This window comes from Kitasatospora sp. NPDC048296, assembly GCF_043201815.1.
Taxonomy (GTDB): Bacteria; Actinomycetota; Actinomycetes; order Streptomycetales; family Streptomycetaceae; genus Kitasatospora.
Genome location: NZ_JBICZB010000025.1, coordinates 78688 through 100728 on the forward strand (window position 1 = coordinate 78688; position 22041 = coordinate 100728).

The window sequence follows — 22041 nt, forward strand, 5'->3', positions numbered from 1 at the left end:
TTGGTTACGGCCTCCCGGAGGTTTGGGAAGTGTTTGCCAATTGGTACAGACCTATTGGCCTTTATGGTCCAGACCACATAGCTTCGGCGCCAATTGGAATCCCCCACGTGCGTGCTCCCCCACGGGCATGCGCCGACACTCTCTCCTGGAGGACCGAGTGTTGATCCGAAAGAGTTCCGCCGCCAGGGCGGGTGTGGCCTCGTTGGCGGCGGCCTCGCTGGCCGGGCTGCTGATGGCGACGCTGGGTGCGGCGCCCTCGCAGGCCTCGGCGGCGGTCGACAACGCGGCCTGTCGGCCGGACGGGATGTACCGGACGCCCGAGGTGGACGTCCCGTACTGCTCGGTCTACGACACCGGCGGGCGCGAGAAGATGGGTGCGGACCACCAGCGCCGAATCATCGGGTACTTCACCGGCTGGCGCACCGGCAGGAATGGCGACCAGCCCTACCTGGTGAGCGACATCCCCTGGGACAAGGTCACCCACCTCAACTACGCCTTCGGGCACGTCGGCGGCGACAACAAGCTCTCGGTCGGCACCGACGGTCCGACCAACCCCGCCACCGGGATCGACTTCCCCGGCGTGCCGGGCGCCGAGCTGGACCCGACCCTGCCGTACAAGGGCCACTTCAACCTGCTGACGAAGTTCAAGAAGCAGTACCCGAACGTCAAGACCCTGATCTCGGTGGGCGGTTGGACCGAGACCGGCGGCTACTTCGACGACGCCGGCACCCGGGTCAACTCCGGCGGCTTCTACTCGATGACCGTCAATCCGGACGGCAGCGTCAACCAGGCCGGCATCGACACCTTCGCCGCCTCCTCGGTCGACTTCGTCCGCAAGTACGGCTTCAACGGCGTCGACATCGACTACGAGTACCCGACCTCGATGAAGGACGCCGGGAACCCGCTGGACCGGCAGCTCGCCAACGCCAAGCGCGGCTCGCTGGCCAAGGGCTACGCGGCGCTGATGAAGACCCTGCGGGAGAGCCTGGACAAGGCCGGCGCCGCCGACGGCAGGCACTACCTGCTCTCGGTCGCGGCCCCGTCCTCCGGATACCTGCTCCGTGGCATGGAGACCTTCCAGGTGGCGCAGTACCTGGACTACGTCAACATCATGTCGTACGACCTGCACGGCGCCTGGAACAAGTACGTCGGCCCGAACGCCTCGCTCTACGACGACGGCAAGGACGGCGAGTTGGCCGCCGCCAACGTGTACGGCACCGCGCAGTACGGCGGCATCGGTTACCTGAACGCCGACTGGTCGTACCACTACTTCCGCGGCGCGATGCCCGCCGGCCGGATCAACGTCGGCCTGCCGTACTACACCCGCGGCTTCAAGAACGTCACCGGCGGTACCAACGGCCTCTGGGGCACCGCGTCCGCGACCACCTGCCCGGCCGGCTCCGGCCTGACCTCCTGCGGCGACGGCGCGGTCGGCATCGACAACATCTGGAACGACAAGGACGACGCGGGCAAGGAGTCCCCGGCCGGGTCGAACCCGATGTGGCACGCCAAGAACCTGGAGAAGGGCATCCTGCCCGACTACCTCGCCAGGTACGGCGTGACCGACACCGCCCTGCAGGGCAGCTACAGCCGCAGCTACAGCGACGCCCTGGTGGCGCCGTGGCTGTGGAACGACACCAAGAAGGTGTTCCTGTCCACCGAGGACGAGCAGTCGGTGGGGGCCAAGGCGGACTACATCGTCAACCAGGGCGCCGGCGGCGCGATGATCTGGGAGCTCGCGGGCGACTACCGGTGGGACGCCACGGCCAACGGCGGCAAAGGCGAGTACGTGCCCGGCTCGACGCTGACCTCGCTGATGTACGACAAGTTCAAGGCGGCCGCCCCGTACGGCGCGACCCGCTCCACGGTGGCGCTGCCGCAGCAGACCCTGCCGGTCGACGTGTCGTTCACCAGCTTCGCGCTGGGCGACTCCAACTATCCGATCAATCCGAAGCTGCACATCGTCAACAACTCGACGCTGACCCTGCCGGGCGGCACCGAGTTCCAGTTCGACTACGGCAACTCGGCTCCGGGCAACGCCAAGGACCAGTCCGGCTTCGGGCTGCAGGTGATCCGGCAGGACAACCCGGGCCCGGGCAACGTCGGCGGTCTGAAGGGCACCTACAACCGGGTGTCGGTCAAGCTGCCGGGCTGGCAGTCGCTGGCGCCGGGCGCCTCGATCGACATGGACTTCGTCTACTACCTGCCGGTCTCGACCCCGTCGAACTGGACGGTCGACGTGGGCGGCACGCTGTACGGGATCAAGGGCGACCTGACCCGGGGCGCGGTGGACGGCGGTACGCCGAACCCGACCCCCACCCCGACCGCGTCCCCGACTCCGACCCCGACGGCGACTCCCACCGGGACCCCGACCCCGACCCCGACCTCGGGCGCCTGCGCGGCCGCCCCGGGCTGGGACGCGGGCACCACCTACGCGACGCCAACCAAGGTGGCCTGGAAGGGCCACTACTACCAGAACAAGTGGTGGACCAAGGGCGACGACCCCACGGCCGGCGGCGCCTGGGGCGTCTGGAGCGACCTCGGGGCCTGCTGACCTGACGGCGGCCCGTCGAGGTGAGGGACGGCGGTGGCGGCGCACCCGGTCGGGGGGTGTGCCGCCACCGCTTCGTTCGGAGTGATCAGGCCTCGACCTTGAGGTCGCGCAGCAGCTTGGCGACGTGCCCGGTGGCCTTGACGTTGTACAGCGCGCGCTCGACCTTGCCCTGCTCGTCGACGACCACGGTGGAGCGGATCACGCCCAGGTAGGTGCGGCCGTAGTTCTGCTTCTCGCCGTAGGCGCCGTACGCCTCCAGGACGGCGTGGTCCGGGTCGGACAGCAGCGTGACCTTGAGGTCCTCGGCCTCGCGGAACTTGCCGAGCTTCTCCGGCTGGTCCGGCGAGATGCCGATGACGTCGTAGCCGGCGCCCGCGAAGACCTCCAGGTTGTCGGTGAAGTCGCAGGCCTGCTTGGTGCACCCCGGGGTGAGGGCCTTGGGGTAGAAGTAGACGATGACCTTGCGGCCCAGGTGGTCGGCGAGGGAGACCTGGTTGCCGTCGGCGTCGGACAGGCTGAAGGCGGGCGCGGTGTCGCCGGGCTGGAGACGCTCAGTCATGGGATGGACTCTCCTGGTGCGTGCGGCTGGGACGGGCGGTCGTACCACGGCAAACTTACCTCCGTTGGTGGGTGGGGCCGCGCGGCCGTACTTGGCAGCTGACAAACTGGTTCAGTCACGCAGGACGACCAGGACGACATCGGCAAGTGAATGGGGTGGCCCGAGTGGGCGAGGCGAGCACGCAGGACAAGCCGGAGCGGACGACCGCCCAGATCGAGGCGGACATCGAGCGCACCCGCGACCGGCTGGCGGAGACCCTGGACGAGCTGGCCGTGCGGATCCACCCGAGCACCGTCTCCGCCCAGGTCAAGGCGAAGGCGATGGCCACCGTCGAGGAGAAGGCGGGCCGGGCGTACGTGGCCGCGAACGGCCTGGTGGAGAAGGTCCGGGCGCAGTTCGTGGACGAGAAGGGGCAGCCGCGCCGGGAGCGCGTCGTCCCGGCCGCGCTGGTCGGCGTGGGCCTGGTGCTGCTGATCGCCTCCTCCCGTCGGCGCCGCAAGGACTGAACGGCGGTGCCGGAACGGCCGGGCGCCCGTGGGGGCCCGGCCTTCCGTATGCCGGGCTGGCGTCACGCTTTGCGCCTGGGGGCGGTACCTTCGGGATCGTGAGTACGAACGACGAACCGACCCGCTCCGAGCAGGAGCACGAGCCCGTGCGGCACGACCGGCTGGGCGAGAAGCTGCCGATCCGGATGCTGCACGACCGCGTGCTGGTGCGCACCGAGGGCAGCGAGGGTGAGCGCCGCTCGACCGGCGGCATCCTGATCCCGGCGACCGCTGAGCTGAGCAAGAGGTGCACCTGGGCCGAGGCCGTCGCGGTGGGCCAGAGCGTGCGTGCGGTGGAGCCGGGTGACCGGGTGCTGTACGACCCGGAGGACAAGCTGGAGGTCGAGGTCCGGGGCGCCACCTACGTGCTGCTGCGCGAGCGCGACCTGCACGCCGTTGCCGCGACCCGCTTCGGTGACACGGAGGGGTCGACCGGGCTGTACCTGTGACCGGGGGCGTGTGACGTGAGGGCGGGCGCCGTCCCGGGACGGCGCCCGTCGGCGTGCTCGGGGGCCGTGTGGGCGCAGCGTGTCGGAGGCGGGCGCTAGGGTCCGGGCATGAGCGTGGCTGTGCCGGTGATCGGCGATGCGGAGCGGCGGGCCCGGTTGGGGCGGCGGCAGCTGTTGGCGCCCTCGGTGCGGGCGGCGCGGGTGGAGGACGTGGCCGACGCGGTGGTCGGGCTGCACGCGACGGACGCGGCCACGGTGTACCTGTCGGCCTGTGCTCGGTTGGCCGAGCCTTCGGCGGCTGAGGTGGACCGGGCGCTGTACGAGGACGTCTCGCTGGTGAAGTTGCTGTCGATGCGGCGGACGATCTTCGCGGTGACGGAGGGTTTCGCCCCGTACGTGAGTTCGGCGGCGGCGCGGGCGATCGCGCTGAAGGAGCGGGCGTCGCTGCTCAAGCATCTGCGGGACCATGCCGAGGGCTGGGACGAGGCCCGGTTGGCGGAGGCGGAGCGCGAGGTGCTGGCCGCGCTGGGGCGGCGGGGTGAGGCGACGACCAGGCAACTCGGGGACGATGTCCCGCAGTTGCGCGAGACGATGCTGATGTCGGCGGGCAAGCCGTACGAGGCGAGGCAGAGCGTGGGTAGTCGGTTGCTGCGGCTGTTGGCCTCGGACGGGCATGTGCGCCGTTGCCGTCCGCGCGGGTCCTGGCTGAGCAGCAGCTATCCGTGGGCGCTGGTGCCGCAGTGGCGGGAGGTGCCGGTGCGGGAGGCGAAGGCGGAGGTGGTGCGGCGCTGGCTGGCGGCGTACGGTCCGGCGACGGTCGAGGACGTGAAGTGGTGGACGGGCTGGACGCTGGGGGATGTCCGCAGGGCGCTGGTGGACGTCGGGGCGCGGGACGTGGCGTTGGCGGACGGTTCGGCCGCGCTGGTGCTGGCGGGGGACGAGGCTCCGGTGTCGGCGCCGGAACCGTGGGCGGCGCTGTTGCCGGCGTTGGACCCGGCGGTGATGGGTTGGCGCGGGCGGGACTGGTACCTGCGGCCGGAGGACGTGCCTGCGCTGTTCGACCGGGCGGGCAATGCCGGGCCGACGGTGTGGTGGTGCGGCGAGGTGGTGGGCGGCTGGGCGCAGCGGGCGGACGGTGAGGTGGTGTGGCGGCTGTTCCGGGACGTCGGGGCGCAGGCCGGGCGGGCCGTCGCGGCGGAGGCGGAGCGGCTGGCGGGCTGGCTGGGGGAGGTGCGGGTGACGCCGCGGTTCCGGACGGGGTTGGAGCGGGAGCTGGTCGCCGGGAAGTAGCTCACTGGGCGGGTGCCGTCGCCGAGTTGGTGGGTCCGGCGGTGGTGGTGGGCTGGCTGGTGGGTTTGGTCGGCCGGGTCGTCTGGGTGGGGCGGGCGGTGGGGCTGGGCTGTTCTTCCTGGCTGGGGGTGGGCGCCGGGTTCTGCGGGCTGGGGGCGGCCGGGCCGGGCGCGGGTGCGTCGTTGGTGGGGGGTGCGCTGGGGGTGTGGGGGTGGGTGGTCGGCGCGGGGGCGCCGGTGGGGGTGGCGGCGGTGCCGGGGGTGGCGCCGGCGCTCGGGGGAGTGCTGTTGGGGGTGCCGGTGGGGGTCCAGTTGCCGGGGTCGGGGTTGCTGTGGCCGGTCTGCAGGTCGAACTGCTGGGTGGTGGCGCCGTTCAGGGCGGCGGTCATGTAGTCGGTCCAGATCTTGGTGGGGAAGGCGCCGCCGTTGATCCGGGTGAGGCCGGCGGTGCCGGCCAGCGGCTCCTTGGCGTGGCTCTTCGGGTTCTCTCGGAACAGGCCGACGGTGGTGGTGAGTTCGGGGGTGTAGCCGGCGAACCAGGCGGAGAGGTTGGAGTCGGTGGTGCCGGTCTTGCCGGCGGCGGGGCGGTTGAGGTCGAGGGCGGCGGCGCCGGTGCCGCGCGGGCTGACGACGTCGCGCAGCACGTCGGTGACGGAGTCGGCGATGCTGCGGTCCATGGCGGTGGTGGGCTTGTGTTCGGGCATCTTGGGGACGTCGACGGCGCCGCCGGGGTTGACGCGTTCGAGCTTGAGGACGGACCAGGGGGTGTGTGCCTCGCCGTGGTTGGCGAAGGTGGCGTAGGCGCCGGCCAGGTCGAGGGCGCTGGGGGTGGCGGTGCCGAGGGTCATCGAGGTGTTGGTCGGGTCCATGCCGCGGACGCTGTCGGGGATGCCGAGTTTGACGGCGGTCTCGCGGACGCGGGCGAGTCCGGCGTCCACGCCTTCCTGGGCGTACACGGAGTTGACGGACTTGACCATGGCGTAGCGCAGGGTGATGTTGCCGTAGTCGACGTCGTCCTCGTTGGGTGGCGCGTAGGGGGTGGGGCCGCCGGTGACGGGGCGTTCGCTGCTGCCGTCGTAGCGGGTCTCGGTGGTGATCGGGCGGCCGTCCAGGGTGTGTTGGGCGATCAGGCCGGCGGCGAGGTCGATCGGTTTGAAGGTGGAGCCGATCTGGTTGTCCTGGCGCAGCGCGTCGTTGTAGGGCTGCTTGGCGTAGTCGGAGCCGCCGTAGACGGCGACGACGCGGCCGGTGGCGGGGTCGACGGAGGCGCCGGCGACTCGGACGTCGGTGTCGGTGGTGGGGCGGGTCCTGGGGTCGAGTTCGTCGGTGAGTTCGTTCTGGACGGCCTTGACGAAGGCGTCCTGTCGGGGTTTCTCGAAGGTGGTGGTGATGCGCCAGCCGCCGGCCTTGAGGGTGGGGGCGTCGATGGTGCCGGAGGAGATCAGGTAGTCGTCGGCGACGCCGACGAGGTAGCCGGCCTGGCCGGAGAGGCCGGTGGCGGGCTGGGGGTCGATCGGCTCGGGGAAGGTGGTGGCGGCGCGGTCGGCGGTGGTGAGGAAGCCGAGTTGGACCATGCCGTCGAGGGTGTAGTGCCAGCGGGCGACGGCCTTCTCGCGGTTGGCGGGGGTGGCGGTCTTGACGTCGTAGAGGCTGGGGGCCTGGAGCAGGGAGGCGAGGTAGGCGCCCTGGCCGAGGGTGAGTCCGGAGACGTCGACGCCGTAGTAGGCCTTGGCGGCGCTCTGGATGCCGTAGGCGCCGCGGCCGAAGTAGCTGCTGTTGAGGTACCCGGCCAGGATTTCCTTCTTGTCGCGTTGCTGGTCGACCTTGAGGGCGATGAAGAGTTCGCGGCCCTTGCGTTCGAAGGTCTGGTCCTGGGTCAGGTAGTAGTTCTTGACGTACTGCTGGGTGATGGTGGAGCCGCCCTGCATGCCCTTGCCGAGCAGGGTGTTCCAGCCGGCCCGGAGCATGCCCTTCAGGTCGATGCCGCGGTTCTGGTAGAAGGTGCGGTCCTCGGCGGAGACGACGGCCTGTTGGGTCTGCAGCGGGATCTGGTCGATGGTGACGTCGGTGCGGTTGACGGCTCCGGTGCGGGCGATCTCGGTGGTGCCGTCGGAGTAGAGGTAGATGTTGTTCTGGGCGACGGCATGGGCGTTGGGGTCGGGCACCGGGACGATGACGTAGAGCACGGCGAAGGCGCCGACGGCGAGCAGCAGTAGTGCGGTGAGGGTGCCGAGGGTGACCCGCCAGGTGGGCAGGAGCCGGCGCCAGAGGGGGAGGGCGCGGCGGGCCTCGCGGCGGGCGGCCCGTTTGGCCTGGCGTCGGGTGCTCAAGGTCATGCCGAGATTATCTGCTATATGACGTCCGATCAGCGCTGGCAGGGTTCCTGAACTGCGCGGTTGTGTGCGGCGGGTCGTGCGCCCCGGGGTGCGTCGGGAATCCGGGTGCGGGCCGGGAGGGCCGACGGTACGGTGAAAGGTGCGAACCACATAGCGTGCCCACGTCTGGCAGCTCCGTCCGTCCGGCCCGGTACCCCCGGGTGGGGCCGGTCGGGGCTGATGGGTCGTGCGCTGACGCGTGTGCGGGCACTCGTCTGCCCGTATTTGTCGACAAGGAGACAATATGCAGAACGGTGTCACGGTGGGGGCGAAGCCCCCTGATACCGCCGCCGGCTCCCCCCTCGGGCTCTACGCCGCCGTCGCCCGCGGCGCCTTCCGCCGCTACTCCACCTACCGGGCCGCCACCCTGGCCGGCACCTTCACCAACACCGTCTTCGGCATCATCCTCGCCTCCTCCTTCCTCGCCCTCTGGCAGGCCCGCCCCGGCCTCGGCGGCTACGACCAGAGCCAGGCCGTCACCTACATCTGGGTCAGCCAGGGCCTGCTGGTCACGATCGCGGTCTGGGGCGGCGGCTTCCAGGACGACGTCCAGGACCGCTTCCGCTCCGGGGACATCGCCGTCGACCTCTACCGCCCGGTCGACTTCCAGGGCTGGTGGCTGGCCGCCGACCTCGGCCGGGCCGCCTTCCAGGCGCTGATCCGGGGCACCGTGCCGATGCTGGTCGGCGCGCTGGTGTTCCGCACCCGGATGCCCGAACACCCGCTGACCTGGGCGTTCTTCCTGCTCTCCGGGCTGCTGGCGCTGCTGGTCAGCTTCGGGCTGCGGTTCCTGGTCTCGATCACCGGCTTCTGGCTGCACGACTCGGAGGGGGTGCGCGCGGTGATGCTGGTGGTCTCGATGTTCTTCTCCGGGATGCTGCTGCCGATCGCGCTCTTCCCCGGCTGGCTCGGCGACCTCGGCCGGGTACTGCCCTGGGCGGCGCTGATCAAGGTGCCGACCGACGTCTTCCTGGAGCGCGCCACCGGCACCGGACTGCTCCCGGAGCTCGGCTTCCAGCTCGGCTGGGCGGCCGCGCTGCTCGCCGCCGGGCGGGGCGCGCAGTGGCTGGCGACCCGCAGGGTGGTGGTCCAGGGTGGCTGAGCCCCTCGCCGCGCGCACGTCCTGGGCGGTCCGCTCCTGGTGGCTCTGCGCCCGGATGTGGATGCGCTCGATGATGGCCTACCGGGCCTCCTTCACGCTGAACCTCCTGGCCAGCCTGGTCACCCATTCCCTCGACTTCGTCGTGCTGGTGATCATGTTCCGGCACACCGACGAACTCGGCGGCTGGAACCTGCCGGAGATCGCCTTCCTCTACGCCACCGCGACCTTCTCCCTCGGCACGGCCAACCTGCTGGTCGGCTCGGCCGACGGCCTCGGCGTGCGGATCACGAGCGGCACGCTGGACACCATGCTGATCCGCCCCGCGCCCGCGCTCTCCCAGCTGTGCGCCGAACGCTTCACCCTGCGCCGGCTCGGCCGCCCGCTCCAGGCCACGGCGGTGCTGGCCTGGTCGCTGGCCGCCCTGGACGTGCACTGGACCTGGGACCGGGTGCTGCTGGTGCCCGTCCTGCTGGTGTGCGGCAGCGTCATCTTCGGCGCGATCTACATCGGCGGCGCCACCGTCCAGTTCTGGTGGGGCGAGTCCAAGGAGATCCAGAACTCCTTCACCTACGGCGGCGCGACCCTCCTGCACTACCCGCCGACCGTCTTCGCCAAGGAGCTGGTCGCCGGGGTGGTCTTCGGCGTCCCGCTCGCCTTCGTCAACTGGCTGCCCGCCCTGCACATCCTCGGCCGGCCCGACCCGCTCGGCCTGCCCACCGCCTTCCAGTACGCCTCCCCGGTCGCCGCCGCGCTGTGCGTCGCCGCCGCCGGGCTCGCCTGGCGGGCCGGACTGCGCGCCTACCGCGGCACCGGCAGCTGACCCCTCGTACCTCGCGCGAGGCAGGGCCTTCCGCAAGGCCCTGCCTCACGCCGTGCCTCCCGTGAGGAATCACCGTGTCACTGATCGAACTCCAGGACGTCCACCGCACCTTCACCGTGCGGGCCCGCACCGGCCGGTTCAGCCGGACCAAGCGCGAGGTGCGCGCGGTCGACGGGCTGAGCTTCACCGTCGAGGCCGGCGAGTGCGTCGGCTACATCGGGCCCAACGGCGCCGGCAAGTCGACCACCATCAAGATGCTCACCGGCATCCTCGTCCCCAGCGCCGGACGGCTGCGCGTCGCCGGGGTCGACCCGGCCCGCGAACGCGTCGCGCTGGCCCGCCGGATCGGCGTCGTCTTCGGCCAGCGCACCACCCTGTGGTGGGACCTCCCGCTGCGCGACTCCTTCGAGCTCGCCCGCCGGATCTACCGCATCCCCGACCGGCGTTACCGCGAGAACCTCGGCCGCTGCATCGAACTGCTCGACCTGGACGGCTTGTTGGACACGCCCGTCCGACAGCTCTCACTCGGCCAGCGGATGCGCGGCGACCTCGCGGCGGCGCTGCTGCACGACCCCCAGGTGCTCTACCTGGACGAGCCCACCATCGGCCTGGACGTGGTCAGCAAGGGCCGGGTGCGCGAGTTCCTGCGCGAGGTCAACCGCGACCGGGGCACCACGGTGCTGCTCACCACCCACGACCTGACCGACATCGAGCAGCTCTGCGGCCGGGTGATGGTGATCGACCACGGCCGGGTGGTCCACGACGGCGGGCTGGACGGGCTGCACACCACCGGGCGCAGCGAGCGCACGCTGGTGGTCGACCTCGCCGAGGCCCGGCCGCCGATCGAGGTGGCCGGGGTGCGGGTGGTGAAGGTCGAGGGGCCGCGGCAGTGGCTGGCCTTCCCGGCCCGGGAGAGCGCGGCACCGATCGTGGCGGCGGTCGCGGCGCGGTACCCGCTGGTGGACCTGTCGGTGCGGGAGCCGGCCATCGAGGACGTGATCGCGCGGATGTATGCCGAAGTCGCGATCGGCTGATCTCCGTTTGATCTCCGGCTGTTCGGGCGCACGTTCGGGGCTCGTCATCCGTCCGGGGCCCGTCACCCGTCCGGGGAGGGCGCGTGACTCACCGGCGGGCGGCCGAGTTGACGGTGCAGCCCTCGCCGAACCGCGCACCGGAGGCCCGCCGCCCGATGTCCGTACCCGACGTGACCGTGGTGGTCGCGGCCTGCGACACCATGCCGCACCTCACCGCCTGCCTGGACTCGCCGGTCGGGCGGACGCCGGCGCCGGGCGGCCGGAGATGATGGCCGTCGACGACGGCTCCGCGGACGGCGGCGAAGCGCTGCTGGACGAGTACGCCGCCCGGCACCCCGGGCTGTTCCGGGCGGTGCACCAGCCCGACTCCGATGGCCCGGCGGCCTCCGCCGACGCCTGGGGCCCGGAGCCGTTCACCTCGGAGGCCTGTCTGCGGGCGGGCCGGGTGTCCGTGCTCGCCGACTACGACTGCTGTGTCCCGGCGCTGCGCGAGGACCTCGGCAACGTCACCGAGCGGGCCGGGGTGCTGGACCGGCTGCGCGGGATCGCCGTGCTGCAGCAGGTGGCTGTCGAACTCGCCGTCGACGAAGAGGAGTTGGACGACATCCGGGCCCGCGGCTTCGCCTGGGACGTGCCCCGGCTGCTCCAGGACGGCTTCCTGCTGCTGGACGACGGGCTGCAGCGGCGGGTGTGCGAGGAGGTCGGCCGGATGATCGAGCGCTTCGACGCCCGCACGGTGTACCACCGGCTGCCGGTCGCCGCCCGGGTACGGCTCGAACTCGCCGCCGCCGCAAGGCCGGAGGCGCTGCGCGACCAGATCCGCTACGAGGCCGCGCACGGCGAGCCGCCGGCGGTGGCGGACGGGCGGCGGCGCTACGCGGGCTATCCGGCGTTCCGGGACGCCCGGCTCGGCCTGCCGGACGGGCTGTTCCTGCTGGGCGAGGAGCCGATGGTCGAGGCCGTCGTGCCGCTCAACGCGGCCCAGCAGCTGTGGCGCGGCGTCGTCCCGGAGCGGCTGCGGCGCGGGTTGCGGCGCTCGACGGTGTGGCGCCGGCTCGCCAACTCGGTGAACGGAGGGCGGGGATGAGCCGGGAGAGCTGAGTGGTCGGGCCGGACGAGCCGGGCCTGCCGCCGGCCGTCCGGTGCGCGCTGAAGGGCCACCGGGTCACCGGCGCGCTCGGGGCGGTCGGTTGCGGGCCGCCACCGCCACCGCCGCCACGGTCCTCACCGGCGCCGTCGCGGCCGGGCTCCTCCACCGGGCGCGGGGCCGAGCTCGGTGTGGGGGCGTGTGGTCCCGGCAGCGCGCTCGGCTTGAGGGCGTGCGATCGAGGGGCGTGCGATCGCGGGGCGTGCGATCGCGGGGCACGCCCCCGTCCGCGCCGGGCAACGGGCAGACTGGCGGGGTGAGTGACGAAGCCTTCAGCGGGACCGGCCCCGGGGTCCGGTTCACCGCGTCCGACGAACAGAAGAGACGCGGCGTCCGCCGGATGAAGACCATCGCGACCGGCCTGCTGGCCTTCGCGACCCTGGTCTTCGCCCTCTCCACCTGGGCCAGGGCGGCCGGCGCCGGAGCCTGGGCGGGGTACGTGGCGGCCGCCGCCGAGGCGGGCATGGTCGGCGCACTGGCCGACTGGTTCGCGGTGACGGCCCTGTTCCGCCGCCCGTTCGGCCTGCCGATCCCGCACACCGCGATCATCCCGACCAAGAAGGACGCCTTCGGGCGCTCGCTCGGCGAGTTCGTCGGCGAGAACTTCCTCGCCGGCCACGTGGTGCGCGGCCGGCTCGCGGCGCTCGGCATCGGCCGCCGGCTGGGGGAGTGGCTGGCCGCGCCGGGCAGCGCCGAACGCGTCACCAAGGAGGCCTCGGCGGCGCTGCGCGGGGTGCTCGCGGTGCTGCGCGACGACGACGTGCGGGCGGTGGTCGCCGAGGCGGTCACCCGGCGGGCCGCCGCCACCTCGGTGGCCGAGCCGATGGGCCGGATGCTGGGCAAGGTGGTCGCGGACGGCGGGCACCACGGCGTGGTGGACCTGGTGGCCGTCCGGGCGCACGGCTGGCTCACGGCCAACCACGAGGACGTGATCCGGAAGGTCTCCCAGAAGACCCCGGGCTGGACGCCGAAGTTCATCGACCACCAGGTCGGCGAGCGGGTCTACAAGGAGCTGCTGCGCTTCGTCACCGACATCCGGGACGACCCGAACCACCCGGCCCGCGGGGCGATCGACAACTTCCTCGCCGACTTCGCCACCGAGCTGCAGACCGACCCGGAGACCATCGCCCGGGTCGAGCGGGCCAAGGGCGAGCTGCTGGCCCGCCCCGAGGTGCAGGACCTGATCAACTCCACCTGGGCGGCCGTGCGCACGCTGGTGATGGGCGCGGCCGAGGACGAGGACAGCGAACTGCGCCGGCGCATCCGCGACGGCGTGCGCAGCTTCGGCGGGCGTCTGGCCACCGATGCCAAGCTGCAGGCCAAGGTGGACGGCTGGCTCCAGGACGCCGCCCAGTACCTGGTCGACACCTACCGGACCGAGATCACCTCGCTGATCTCCGAGACGGTGGCGAGCTGGGACGCCGACGACGCCTCGCGCAAGATCGAGGCCAACGTCGGGCGTGACCTGCAGTTCATCCGGATCAACGGCACGGTGGTCGGCGCCCTGGCCGGGCTGCTGATCCACACCGTGGCGATCGCGCTCGGGGGGTGAACCCCGGCGTCCCCGGTCGGCTGCGCCGACTTGGGCCTATCCTGGGCCCCGTCAGTGCGATACGCGCGTAGAAGGCGCGGAGAAGGAAGAAGGGAACCCCCGTGGTCCAGCCGGACGGAAGTCGGATCGGCCCCCATGTCAGTCAGACCGGGCCCACCGGTAACACCGCAGACCGGAGCATCGAGGCGTTCATCGCCGGGATGCCCAAGGCGGAACTGCACGTCCACCACGTCGGCTCGGCTTCGCCGCGCGTCGTCGCCGAACTGGCCGCCCGCCACCGGGGCCAGTCCAAGGTGCCGACCGACCCTGCCGCGCTCGCCGAGTACTTCACCTTCACCGACTTCGCCCACTTCATCGAGGTCTACCTGAGCGTCGTGGACCTGGTCCGCGACGCCGAGGACGTCCGCGCGCTCACCTACGGCGTGGCCGAGGACATGGCCCGCCAGAACATCCGGTACGCCGAGCTGACCATCACCCCGTACTCCTCGGTCAAGCGCGGGATCCCCGACGTCGCCTTCATGGAGGCCATCGAGGACGCCCGGCTGCGCGCCGAGAAGGAACTCGGCGTGGTGCTGCGCTGGTGCTTCGACATCCCGGGCGAGGCCGGTCTGGAGTCGGCCGAGGTGACCGCCCGCCTGGCCACCGAGCTGGCCCCCGAAGGCCTGGTCAGCTTCGGCCTGGGCGGTCCGGAGATCGGCGTGCCGCGGCCGCAGTTCAAGCCGTACTTCGACCGGGCGCGGGCGGCCGGCCTGCACTCCGTCCCGCACGCCGGCGAGAGCACCGGGCCGCAGACCGTCTGGGACGCGATCCGCGAGCTCGGCGCCGAGCGCATCGGGCACGGCACCCAGGCGGTCAAGGACCCGGCGCTGCTCGACTACCTGGGCGAGCACCGCATCGCGCTGGAGGTCTGCCCGACCTCCAACATCGCCACCCGGGCGGTGGAGCGGATCGAGGACCACCCGATCAAGCGGATGGTGGACTCCGGGCTGCTGGTGACCGTCAACAGCGACGACCCGCCGATGTTCGGCACCGACCTCAACACCGAGTACGCGGTGGCGGCGCGGCTGCTGGGGCTGGACGAGACCGGGGTGGCGGCGCTGGCCCGCAACGCGGTCGAGGCCTCCTTCCTGGACCAGCCCGGCAAGGCGCGGCTGACCGGCGAGATCGACGCCTACCTGGCGGGCTGGCAGCGCTGACCCCCCTCCTGTGACCGCCCCGTCGACTTCGGTCGGCGGGGCGGTTCCGTTTCCGGTGCCCTTTCCGCACGGGGTGCCGGGTGCTTCCGGGTGGCGCCATCCGAGTTTTCTCGATGGCGCCAGAGTGGTGCCACAAATGGCTCGACATGGCACCACCGCCGTGCCATGCTTGAGCCATGGACCTCACGCCGTACGTCGAAAACCTCCGGAACGAGCTCGCGGTGGCCGCCGCCACCGGCGGGGAGGAAGCCCGTGAGCTGGCCGACCGGCTGACGCTCCCGCTGGAGTCGGCCGTGCGGCTCACCCTGCTCAACGCACTCTCGGCCGCCATGGGCGAAGTCACCCGCGACCTCGCCCCGGGCTCGGTGGACGTGCGGCTGCGCGGGCTCGACCCGGAGTTCGTGGTGACGGCGCCGCCCGGCTCCGGCGGCTTCCATGGTGATGTGCCGCCCGTGGTGCCGACGGTGGCGCCGGTGGTGCCATCCGTGGCGTCGGTTGCGCCGCCGGTGGTGCCGGAGTCGGACGAGTCGGGCACCGCCCGGATCAACCTGCGCCTGCCCGCCAACCTCAAGGCCCGGGCGGAGGAGGCCGCCGGACAGGAGGGTCTCTCCCTCAACGCCTGGCTGGTCCGGGCCGTCGCCGGCGCGCTGGACGGAGGCCGGCCCGCCGCCCGTCCGGCCGCCGACCTCGGCACCCGCACCTCGCGCAGCGTCGGCGGCCAGGGCTTCACCGGCTGGGTCCACTGACACCTACGCGCCATCCGAACCTCCGCACCACCTTCCGAACCTTCAACGTCACCCCGCTCCGACCAGCGGGAACAGCTACACGAGTCAAGAGGACGGGACAGCCATGCCTACGTACGAGACCGACGGACCGATCTCCGTCGCCCTTGAGTTCGAGATCGGCTCGGTGTGGATCCGGGCGAGCAAGCGCACCGACGCGGTGGTCGAGGTCCGGCCCGCCAACGCGAGCAGGGACGCGGACATCAAGGCCGCCGAGCTGACCCAGGTCGACTTCTCCGGCGGCCGGCTCACCCTCAAGGGCCCCAAGCAGCGCACGGTGTTCTCCAGCAAGAAGGGCTCGATCGAGATCACGATCGAGCTGCCCTCCGGCTCCGAGGTGCACGTCGACTCCCCGATGGCGGACTTCGTCACCGAGGGCCCGCTCGGCGACTGCCGGCTGAAGACCTCCATGGGCCGGATCCAGGTCGACCGGGCCGACAGCGTTCGCCTCAAGACCGACATGGGGGACGTCCGGGTCGGCACGGTCGTCGGCGACGCCGAGGTGACCGGCGGCGGCCGGATCGAGGTCGGCTCCGTCGGCGGCGCGCTGACGGTCAAGAACAACAACGGCGACACCGAGATCGACGAGGTGCACGGCGAGTTGACGGCCAACTCCTCCAATGGCCGGATCCACGTCGGCCTCGCCGAGGCGGGCGTGGACGCCAAGTCGGCGAACGGCCACATCCGGCTCGGCCAGGTGGTCCGCGGCAAGGTCACCCTGCAGACCGGCGTGGGGGACGTGGAGATCGGCATCGCGGAGGGCACGGCGGCCTGGCTGGACGTGCACAGCAAGTTCGGCGGCGTCCGCAACACCCTCGGCTCGGCCGAGGGCCCCGGTGACGCCCGGGAGACCGCCGAGGTTCGTGCCAACACCCAGGTCGGCAACGTCATCGTCCGGAGGGCCTGATGACGGCGATCTCCGCGGTGGGGCTGACCAAGTCCTACGGGGACAAGGCGGTGCTCAACGGCATCGACCTGTCCATCCGGGCCGGTAGCGTCTTCGCCCTGCTCGGGCCGAACGGCGCCGGCAAGACCACCACCGTGCAGATCCTCTCCACCCTGATCCCCGCCGACGGCGGCTCGGCCCAGGTGGCCGGGCACGATGTGGTCCGGCAGGCCGACGGGGTGCGGAAGGCGATCGGGGTGACCGGCCAGTTCTCGGCGGTCGACAACCTCCTCACCGCCGAGGAGAACCTGATGCTGATGGCAGACCTCAACCACCTCCGCCGTCGGGAGGGGCGGAGGCGGGCCGAGGAACTGTTGAGCCGCTTCGAACTCACCGAGGCCGCGCGCAAGCCCGTCGCCACCTTCTCCGGTGGCATGCGGCGCAAGCTCGACCTGGCGATGACGCTGGTCGGCGACCCCAAGGTGATCTTCCTGGACGAGCCGACCACCGGGCTGGACCCGCGCAGCCGGCGCACCATGTGGGAGATCATCCGGGGGCTGGTCGCCGACCACGGGGTGACGATCTTCCTCACCACCCAGTACCTGGAGGAGGCCGACCAGCTCGCCGACCGGATAGCCGTCCTGGACGGCGGCCGGATCGTCGCCGAGGGTACGGCCGAGGAGCTGAAGCGGATCGTCCCCGGCGGGCGGATCCGCCTCCAGTTCACCGACGCGGCCCAACTGGGCACCGCCGCCACGCTGTTCGACTACGCCACGGCCGACGCCGACGCCCTGCGGCTGGACATCCCGGGGGACAACTCGGTGCTCACCGTGAAGGCCGTGCTGGACGCACTCGACAACGCGTCCGTACAGGCGCAGTCGCTGGTCGTGGAGACGGCCGATCTGGACGACGTTTTCCTCACGCTGACCGGGGAGGGTGCGCGATGAGTGCGACGACCTATGTGGTCAGCGACTCGCTGACCATGCTGCGACGCAACCTCAAGCGGGCGCAGCGGTATCCGGCGATGACCTTCTCGGTCGTGGTGATGCCGGTGATGATGCTGCTGCTCTTCAACTACGCCTTCGGGGGAGCGTTGGGGGCGGGGATCGGCGGCGGGAGCTACATCGACTACGTGACGCCCGGGATCGTGCTGATGACGGCGACGGCGGGCTCGGTCGCCACCGCGGTGGGCGTGTGCGTCGACATGACGGAGGGCATAGTCAACCGCTTCCGGACCATGTCGATCTCACGGTCGGCGTTCCTGGCCGGGCACGTGGTCGGCAGCGTGATCCAGACGGTGGTCGCGCTGGTGTTCGTGATCGCCGCGGCCTTCGCGATGGGGTTCCGGTCGAGCGCCGGCCCGCTGGAATGGCTCGCGGCCGCGGGGCTGCTGCTCTTCGTGACCCTGGCGCTGACCTGGATCTCGGCGGGGATCGGGCTGGTGTCGAAGACGCCGGAGAGCGCGAGCAACACGCCGCTGCCGCTGACGTTCCTGCCGTTCATCGGCAGCGCGATCGTCCCGCCCGACTCGATGCCGACCGTGCTGCGGTGGTTCGCCGAGTACCAGCCCTTCACCCCCATCATCGAGACCCTGCGCGGCCTGCTGATGGGCACCGGGATCGGCACCAGCGCGTGGAGCGCCCTCGCCTGGTGCGCCGGCCTCACGCTGGTCGGCTACCTCTGGTCGCGGAGCGTCTTCTACCGGCGGTGACGGGGGTACGGCCGGTAGCCCACCAGGCCCGGACGGCGGGGAGCACCCGCCGTCCGGGCCGTCGCGGTGCGATCCTCCCGTAGTAAAGTCCGGGCCAAAGATCGGCAAAGCTCGTTCGGGGGGACGGATGACGGCAGTGCGTCGCAGACAGATCGCGTGGGGGCTCAGAGGGGTGGCGCTGGCGCCGGTCCTGACGTACGTGGCGGGCCGGCACGCCTCCCACTCGGGCGGGCTGGTGGAGGTCGAACACTGGTTCAACCGCCCGGTCCTGCTGGTCGGCGCGGCCACCGTGCTGATCGTGGTCTCGCTGATCGTCGAGCTGGACTTCCGTGCCAGGTTGTCGCAGGTCGGTTGTGCGGCCGGTCTCGTGGCGCTCGTCTTCGGCGGGGTGCCGATCGTGGTGCTGTCGTACGTGTTCGGCGGTGAGGGGCGCTGGGTCGAGAGGAAGATCCACCCGGACCACCCGGACCGGGTGCTGACCGTGACCGACATCGCCTTCTCGATCGACCCGATCTACCGGGTGGAGCTGGTGACCGGCAGTGGTTGGTCCGCCCGCCACTGGAACCTGGGCACCTGGGACGCCGACAGCGGTGACTTCACCAGGGTCGAGTGGTCCGGTCCGGACCGGATCACGGTGACCGGGCGGACGGAGCTCCGGGTCTTCGACGTGCGCCCGGACGGCAGTCTGAGCGAGCCCCGGGTGCTGCCCCGGTAGCCCGGTCCGACCGTCAGCCCGAGGCGGCCGACGTCCCGCAGAGAGCCTTCTCCAAGAAGGCCCGGTAGAGCCGGTCGGACTTGTCGGAGTCGCTCTTGTCGTACTCGTTGTACGACAGCGCGACCTGCCGGCTGCCGTCCCGCGTGCCGAACACGGCGGTCGAGTAGCCGGGGATTTCGCCGGTGTGGCCCCAGAACCGGCCGCAGGAGAAGTCGTAGCGGGCCGTGCCGAGCCCGTACTCGGCGCCGGGCAGGCCGGGGATGCGGACCGTGGTGGTCATCTCGGCGAGCTGCGCCGGGGCGAGCAACGTGCCGCCGAACAGTGCCGCGTGGAAGCGGTTGAGGTCGTCGGTGGTGGAGATCCCGGCGCCGGCCGCGTCCGCGATGGTCGGGGAGAGCCGGGTGACGTCGCCCGGGCCTTCGGGGAACTTGAAGTAGCCGTGCGCGTGCGGCCCGGGGACCGCCGTGGAGGTGGTCGGCAGGGAGGTGTGGCGCAGCCCGAGCGGTCGGATGATCCGGTCCTCCACCGCCTCCCGCCAACTGTGGCCGGTGACCTTCTCGATGAGCATGCCGACGACGACGTAGTTGGTGTTGGAGTAGTGCCAGTCCTGGCCGGGCGGGAAGTACGGCGGCATGGCGGTTCCGATGGCCAGCAGCCGTTGCGGGGTGTACTCGATCCAGCGCCCGGTGGCGAGGAACGCCCGGTTGCCGGCCTCGGTGTTGGAGCGGACCCGTGGATCGCCCAGGTAGTCGTGCAGCCCGCTGGTGTGGTTGAGGAGTTGGCGGACGGTGATGTGGTCGCCGTTCGGGACGGTGCCGGGCAGGTAGTGCTCGATCGGATCGTCCAGTCCGATCCGTCCTTCGCCGACCAGCTGGAGGGTGACGGTCGAGACGAAGCTCTTGGTGACGCTGGCGATCCTGAACCGCCCGTCCGCGCGCGCGGGTCGGCCGGTGTCCAGGTCGGCGGTGCCGGCCGCGCCGCGCCAGGTGACCCGGCCGTGGTCGCGGACCTCGGCGAGCGCGGCCGTGCTGCCACCCTGCTCGACCATGGCGTTCAGCTCGGGCTGTAAGTCGGCGGAGACCTGCGGTGGGACGACCGGGCCGGCGGCCGTGGCGTTGGGCGCGAGCGCGGCGAGGGTGGCGGTGGCGAGGGCGGCGGCGGCGGCGATCCGCGCGCCGATCCGCACGCTGATTCGGCGGCGGGACGGATGAGTTGTGGTCATGCCGATCACGCTCGCATCGGCGGCTGCCGGCGGTCCTCCTCCGGACGAAGGGCCCGGCTCTCCGTCTTCCGGAGGAGAGCCGGGCCCCGTCCGGAGGAGACCGGGGTTGTCGTCAGGCCGGGTCCGTCACCAGGTGTCGATGCCCATGGTCTTGGCCGCGCTGTGGATGGCGTTGTAGTGCGCGATCGACATGTCGGACTTCTTGTCCTTCGGCGGCAGGTTCTTGTCCGCGGTCCGGAACTCGTCGCGCGCGGAGGCGAGCAGGCTGGTGCCGTAGGAAACCGGGACATCGTTCTTGCCGTGGATCGGGTGGGACTTGGCGGCGGTCTGGCTGCCGGCGTTGGCCAGGATGCTGCGGGCCTGGTTGTACGCGTCGGCCTTGACCGTCTTCGGGTTACGGACCTGGGCCTGGACCCCGGCCACCGACCGGGTCTGCTCGGCGGCCATGGCCACGGGGGCGACGGCGGCGGTGAGCGCGCCTGCGGCGACGACGGTCGTGAGGGCGCTGCGGACGATCCTGTTCATGCGAAATCCCTTCCGTAAAAATCTCAAAGATTCGCCTCCGCATCGGACATGGGAATCGTCGGAGTGCGAACGTCCTGGCACTACCCCTGCCATCGGCGGCGGAAAACCGCCTTCCGCAAGATTCGTTCGGAGGCGATGGGATCAGGCCATGTTCTGGATTTACGGATTTCGTATCGTCGGATCGGCGGCTCTGTCGCGCCCGGAGAGGGCCTACACGGTGGACCAGGAGCGGGTGGACAGCACCAGCAGATAGCCGTCCGGGTCCTGAACGGTCACGCCCCAGGTGTCCCAGTAGGGGTTGTGGGCCGGCACCCGCTTCCCGCCGTGCTGCTCCAGCCGCTCGACCAGCGCGTCCGGCACCGGCTCGCCCAGGTAGACGACCAGCAGGTCCTCGGCGGTCGGCCGCGGCTCCAGCGGGGCAGCGGGGTCGTGGACCAGCTCCAGGTGCCAGGCGGCATCGGGCCAACCGGTCATGAGGAGCGAGTGCTCGCCGGGGGTGCCGTCCGTCTCGTGCCGGTACAGGACGTCGAGCCCGAGCCCCGAGACCCAGAAGTCCTCCGCCGCGCGGAGGTCACGCGAGGGGCGGGCGATGCGGATGTGAGCGGTGGCGTCAGCCGGCATGGTCGTACTTTCTGAGGTGGGGGTGGGGGCGGGTCTGGGATCGGCGATCGCAGCGAGCCTAGGGATCACCCGGCCCGGTACCATCGGGCGCTGGTCCTAGTCCTCCGAGTCGAGGGCCCGGGCCGCCGCCACGCATGCCAGTTCGTCGACGGATGAACCCGGGGAACTCGACCGGCTCCCTCGTCCCCCGCCGGTCCCGCGGACCGCCGGGGCACCCGGCCGCCCGGACCGAGAAAATGCCGAGTGCCCGCAGCACCGATGTTGGTTAGCCTCGGCGCCATGACCTGGCTGCCCGATGACTTCGTCCACCCCGTCCACGTCCCCCTGCTCGGCGACGAGTACCACCTGAGGCCGATCGCGGAGGCCGACGCCGCCCTCGACTATCCGGCCGTGATGGGCTCACGCGAGCGCCTGTGGGGCATCTTCGGCCCGGTCTGGGGCTGGCCGGCCGAGACGATGACCTTCGAGGGGAACCGGATCGACCTGGCGCGGCACGAGCGGGAGACAGCCGCCCACCAGTCCTTCAACTACGTCCTGCTCGACCGCGCCGAGATGGCGATCCTCGGCTGCGTCTACATCGACCCGCCGGAGCGGACCGGCGCCGACGGCGAGGTCTCCTGGTGGGTGGTGGACGAGCTGGTCGACGGCGAGGTGGAGCAGGCGCTGGACGCCCTGGTGCCACAGTGGATCGCCGCCGACTGGCCGTTCCGGAAGCCGCGCTACCTGGGCCGCGACATCTCCTGGCAGGACTGGAAGGCCCTGCCGGCCGCCTGATCCTCCGACACCGGTGCCGGAGGGTGTCGCGGTGCCCTCCGGCGGCGGCCGGCCCGATCGGGGGCGCAGGCGGCTCCGCGGGCGGTGGCAGCGAAGCGGGTGAGCGGAAACGCGGACGGGGTCCGGCGCCTGTGAAGGCACCGGACCCCGTCCGACAGTGGAGCGCCAGGCCCGGGTTGCACG

At 71.6% G+C, this 22041-nt stretch carries 22 protein-coding genes; 17 read left to right on the forward strand and 5 right to left on the reverse strand.

Annotated features, from left to right (window positions below; all coding sequences use genetic code 11):
• The first annotated feature begins 127 nt into the window (after positions 1-127).
• Positions 128-2554, forward strand: coding sequence for a chitinase C-terminal domain-containing protein (locus tag ACGF12_RS17380; RefSeq protein WP_393030098.1), 2427 nt, complete (start codon positions 128-130; stop codon positions 2552-2554).
• An 85-nt stretch (positions 2555-2639) separates the two neighbouring features.
• Here ACGF12_RS17380 and bcp read toward each other — a convergent pair whose 3' ends face one another.
• Complete coding sequence (gene bcp / locus ACGF12_RS17385) at positions 2640-3113, reverse strand: thioredoxin-dependent thiol peroxidase (protein ID WP_393030101.1); 474 nt, start codon at positions 3111-3113, stop codon at positions 2640-2642.
• 164 nt (positions 3114-3277) lie between these two features.
• Here bcp and ACGF12_RS17390 point away from each other — a divergent pair, with 164 nt between their 5' ends.
• The 3 genes from ACGF12_RS17390 to ACGF12_RS17400 all read left to right on the forward strand — a co-directional run bounded on the left by ACGF12_RS17390 (position 3278) and on the right by ACGF12_RS17400 (position 5397).
• On the forward strand, positions 3278-3619 hold the full coding sequence (locus tag ACGF12_RS17390) for a DUF3618 domain-containing protein (RefSeq protein ID WP_380611447.1): 342 nt from the start codon (positions 3278-3280) through the stop codon (positions 3617-3619).
• 185 nt (positions 3620-3804) lie between these two features.
• Complete coding sequence (locus tag ACGF12_RS17395) at positions 3805-4107, forward strand: GroES family chaperonin (protein ID WP_380611508.1); 303 nt, start codon at positions 3805-3807, stop codon at positions 4105-4107.
• A 108-nt stretch (positions 4108-4215) separates the two neighbouring features.
• On the forward strand, positions 4216-5397 hold the full coding sequence (locus ACGF12_RS17400) for a winged helix DNA-binding domain-containing protein (RefSeq protein WP_393030104.1): 1182 nt from the start codon (positions 4216-4218) through the stop codon (positions 5395-5397).
• A 1-nt stretch (position 5398) separates the two neighbouring features.
• On the opposite strand, the gene ACGF12_RS17405 is transcribed toward ACGF12_RS17400, so the two are convergent.
• Positions 5399-7732, reverse strand: coding sequence for a transglycosylase domain-containing protein (locus ACGF12_RS17405; RefSeq protein WP_393030107.1), 2334 nt, complete (start codon positions 7730-7732; stop codon positions 5399-5401).
• Positions 7733-8015: 283 nt separating this feature from the next.
• On the opposite strand from ACGF12_RS17405, the gene ACGF12_RS17410 reads away from it, so the two are divergent.
• The 12 genes from ACGF12_RS17410 (at position 8016) to ACGF12_RS17465 (ending at position 18716) form a co-directional block, all read left to right on the forward strand.
• Complete coding sequence (locus ACGF12_RS17410) at positions 8016-8873, forward strand: ABC transporter permease (protein ID WP_393030110.1); 858 nt, start codon at positions 8016-8018, stop codon at positions 8871-8873.
• Complete coding sequence (locus tag ACGF12_RS17415) at positions 8866-9693, forward strand: ABC transporter permease (RefSeq protein WP_393030113.1); 828 nt, start codon at positions 8866-8868, stop codon at positions 9691-9693. Before ACGF12_RS17410 ends, ACGF12_RS17415 begins: the two co-directional genes overlap by 8 nt.
• A 74-nt stretch (positions 9694-9767) precedes the next feature.
• Complete coding sequence (locus tag ACGF12_RS17420; protein ID WP_393030116.1) at positions 9768-10727, forward strand: ATP-binding cassette domain-containing protein; 960 nt, start codon at positions 9768-9770, stop codon at positions 10725-10727.
• A gap of 83 nt (positions 10728-10810) precedes the next feature.
• A complete protein-coding gene (locus ACGF12_RS17425; protein WP_393030118.1) occupies positions 10811-10996 on the forward strand; it encodes a hypothetical protein in 186 nt (61 codons plus the stop codon).
• Positions 10996-11814 (forward strand): hypothetical protein, encoded by an 819-nt coding sequence (locus ACGF12_RS17430; protein ID WP_393030121.1) that lies wholly within the window; start codon positions 10996-10998, stop codon positions 11812-11814. Before ACGF12_RS17425 ends, ACGF12_RS17430 begins: the two co-directional genes overlap by 1 nt.
• A gap of 316 nt (positions 11815-12130) precedes the next feature.
• Positions 12131-13426 carry a DUF445 domain-containing protein gene (locus tag ACGF12_RS17435; protein WP_393030124.1) on the forward strand — a complete coding sequence of 432 codons (1296 nt, stop codon included), beginning with the start codon at positions 12131-12133 and terminating at the stop codon, positions 13424-13426.
• A gap of 125 nt (positions 13427-13551) precedes the next feature.
• Positions 13552-14622: an adenosine deaminase gene (locus tag ACGF12_RS17440; RefSeq protein WP_393030180.1), complete on the forward strand. Its 1071-nt coding sequence runs from the start codon at positions 13552-13554 to the stop codon at positions 14620-14622.
• A 176-nt stretch (positions 14623-14798) separates the two neighbouring features.
• Positions 14799-15368, forward strand: coding sequence for a toxin-antitoxin system HicB family antitoxin (locus ACGF12_RS17445; RefSeq protein WP_393030127.1), 570 nt, complete (start codon positions 14799-14801; stop codon positions 15366-15368).
• 103 nt (positions 15369-15471) lie between these two features.
• A complete protein-coding gene (locus ACGF12_RS17450; protein ID WP_393030130.1) occupies positions 15472-16311 on the forward strand; it encodes a DUF4097 domain-containing protein in 840 nt (279 codons plus the stop codon).
• Entirely contained in the window at positions 16311-17237 is a 927-nt protein-coding gene (locus ACGF12_RS17455) for an ATP-binding cassette domain-containing protein (RefSeq protein ID WP_393030133.1), read from the forward strand. The genes ACGF12_RS17450 and ACGF12_RS17455 overlap by 1 nt, the downstream gene beginning before the upstream one ends.
• Positions 17234-18001, forward strand: a complete 768-nt coding sequence (locus tag ACGF12_RS17460; protein WP_393030136.1) for an ABC transporter permease — start codon at positions 17234-17236, stop codon at positions 17999-18001. The genes ACGF12_RS17455 and ACGF12_RS17460 overlap by 4 nt, the downstream gene beginning before the upstream one ends.
• Before the next feature lie 136 nt (positions 18002-18137).
• Positions 18138-18716, forward strand: coding sequence for a hypothetical protein (locus ACGF12_RS17465; protein WP_393030139.1), 579 nt, complete (start codon positions 18138-18140; stop codon positions 18714-18716).
• A gap of 13 nt (positions 18717-18729) precedes the next feature.
• Here the strand turns inward: ACGF12_RS17465 and ACGF12_RS17470 are convergent, their stop codons facing one another.
• The 3 genes from ACGF12_RS17470 to ACGF12_RS17480 all read right to left on the reverse strand — a co-directional run bounded on the left by ACGF12_RS17470 (position 18730) and on the right by ACGF12_RS17480 (position 21084).
• Positions 18730-19938, reverse strand: a complete 1209-nt coding sequence (locus tag ACGF12_RS17470; RefSeq protein WP_393030142.1) for a serine hydrolase domain-containing protein — start codon at positions 19936-19938, stop codon at positions 18730-18732.
• A gap of 126 nt (positions 19939-20064) precedes the next feature.
• A complete protein-coding gene (locus ACGF12_RS17475; RefSeq protein WP_393030145.1) occupies positions 20065-20463 on the reverse strand; it encodes a hypothetical protein in 399 nt (132 codons plus the stop codon).
• Between the two features lie 210 nt (positions 20464-20673).
• Positions 20674-21084, reverse strand: coding sequence for a VOC family protein (locus ACGF12_RS17480; protein WP_393030148.1), 411 nt, complete (start codon positions 21082-21084; stop codon positions 20674-20676).
• A gap of 279 nt (positions 21085-21363) precedes the next feature.
• On the opposite strand from ACGF12_RS17480, the gene ACGF12_RS17485 reads away from it, so the two are divergent.
• Positions 21364-21858: an N-acetyltransferase gene (locus ACGF12_RS17485; RefSeq protein WP_393030151.1), complete on the forward strand. Its 495-nt coding sequence runs from the start codon at positions 21364-21366 to the stop codon at positions 21856-21858.
• Positions 21859-22041: the final 183 nt, after the last annotated feature.

What these genes read in the sequence shown, in the direction of transcription:
- ACGF12_RS17380 (WP_393030098.1), top strand. Translation starts at nt 128, where the DNA reads ATGCGCCGACACTCTCTCCTGGAGGACCGAGTGTTGATCCGAAAGAGT.
- bcp (WP_393030101.1), bottom strand. Translation starts at nt 3,113, where the DNA reads ATGACTGAGCGTCTCCAGCCCGGCGACACCGCGCCCGCCTTCAGCCTG.
- ACGF12_RS17395 (WP_380611508.1), top strand. Translation starts at nt 3,805, where the DNA reads ATGCTGCACGACCGCGTGCTGGTGCGCACCGAGGGCAGCGAGGGTGAG.
- ACGF12_RS17400 (WP_393030104.1), top strand. Translation starts at nt 4,216, where the DNA reads ATGAGCGTGGCTGTGCCGGTGATCGGCGATGCGGAGCGGCGGGCCCGG.
- ACGF12_RS17405 (WP_393030107.1), bottom strand. Translation starts at nt 7,732, where the DNA reads ATGACCTTGAGCACCCGACGCCAGGCCAAACGGGCCGCCCGCCGCGAG.
- ACGF12_RS17410 (WP_393030110.1), top strand. Translation starts at nt 8,016, where the DNA reads ATGCAGAACGGTGTCACGGTGGGGGCGAAGCCCCCTGATACCGCCGCC.
- ACGF12_RS17430 (WP_393030121.1), top strand. Translation starts at nt 10,996, where the DNA reads ATGGCCGTCGACGACGGCTCCGCGGACGGCGGCGAAGCGCTGCTGGAC.
- ACGF12_RS17445 (WP_393030127.1), top strand. Translation starts at nt 14,799, where the DNA reads ATGGACCTCACGCCGTACGTCGAAAACCTCCGGAACGAGCTCGCGGTG.
- ACGF12_RS17450 (WP_393030130.1), top strand. Translation starts at nt 15,472, where the DNA reads ATGCCTACGTACGAGACCGACGGACCGATCTCCGTCGCCCTTGAGTTC.
- ACGF12_RS17455 (WP_393030133.1), top strand. Translation starts at nt 16,311, where the DNA reads ATGACGGCGATCTCCGCGGTGGGGCTGACCAAGTCCTACGGGGACAAG.
- ACGF12_RS17460 (WP_393030136.1), top strand. Translation starts at nt 17,234, where the DNA reads ATGAGTGCGACGACCTATGTGGTCAGCGACTCGCTGACCATGCTGCGA.
- ACGF12_RS17470 (WP_393030142.1), bottom strand. Translation starts at nt 19,938, where the DNA reads ATGACCACAACTCATCCGTCCCGCCGCCGAATCAGCGTGCGGATCGGC.
- ACGF12_RS17475 (WP_393030145.1), bottom strand. Translation starts at nt 20,463, where the DNA reads ATGAACAGGATCGTCCGCAGCGCCCTCACGACCGTCGTCGCCGCAGGC.
- ACGF12_RS17480 (WP_393030148.1), bottom strand. Translation starts at nt 21,084, where the DNA reads ATGCCGGCTGACGCCACCGCTCACATCCGCATCGCCCGCCCCTCGCGT.
- ACGF12_RS17485 (WP_393030151.1), top strand. Translation starts at nt 21,364, where the DNA reads ATGACCTGGCTGCCCGATGACTTCGTCCACCCCGTCCACGTCCCCCTG.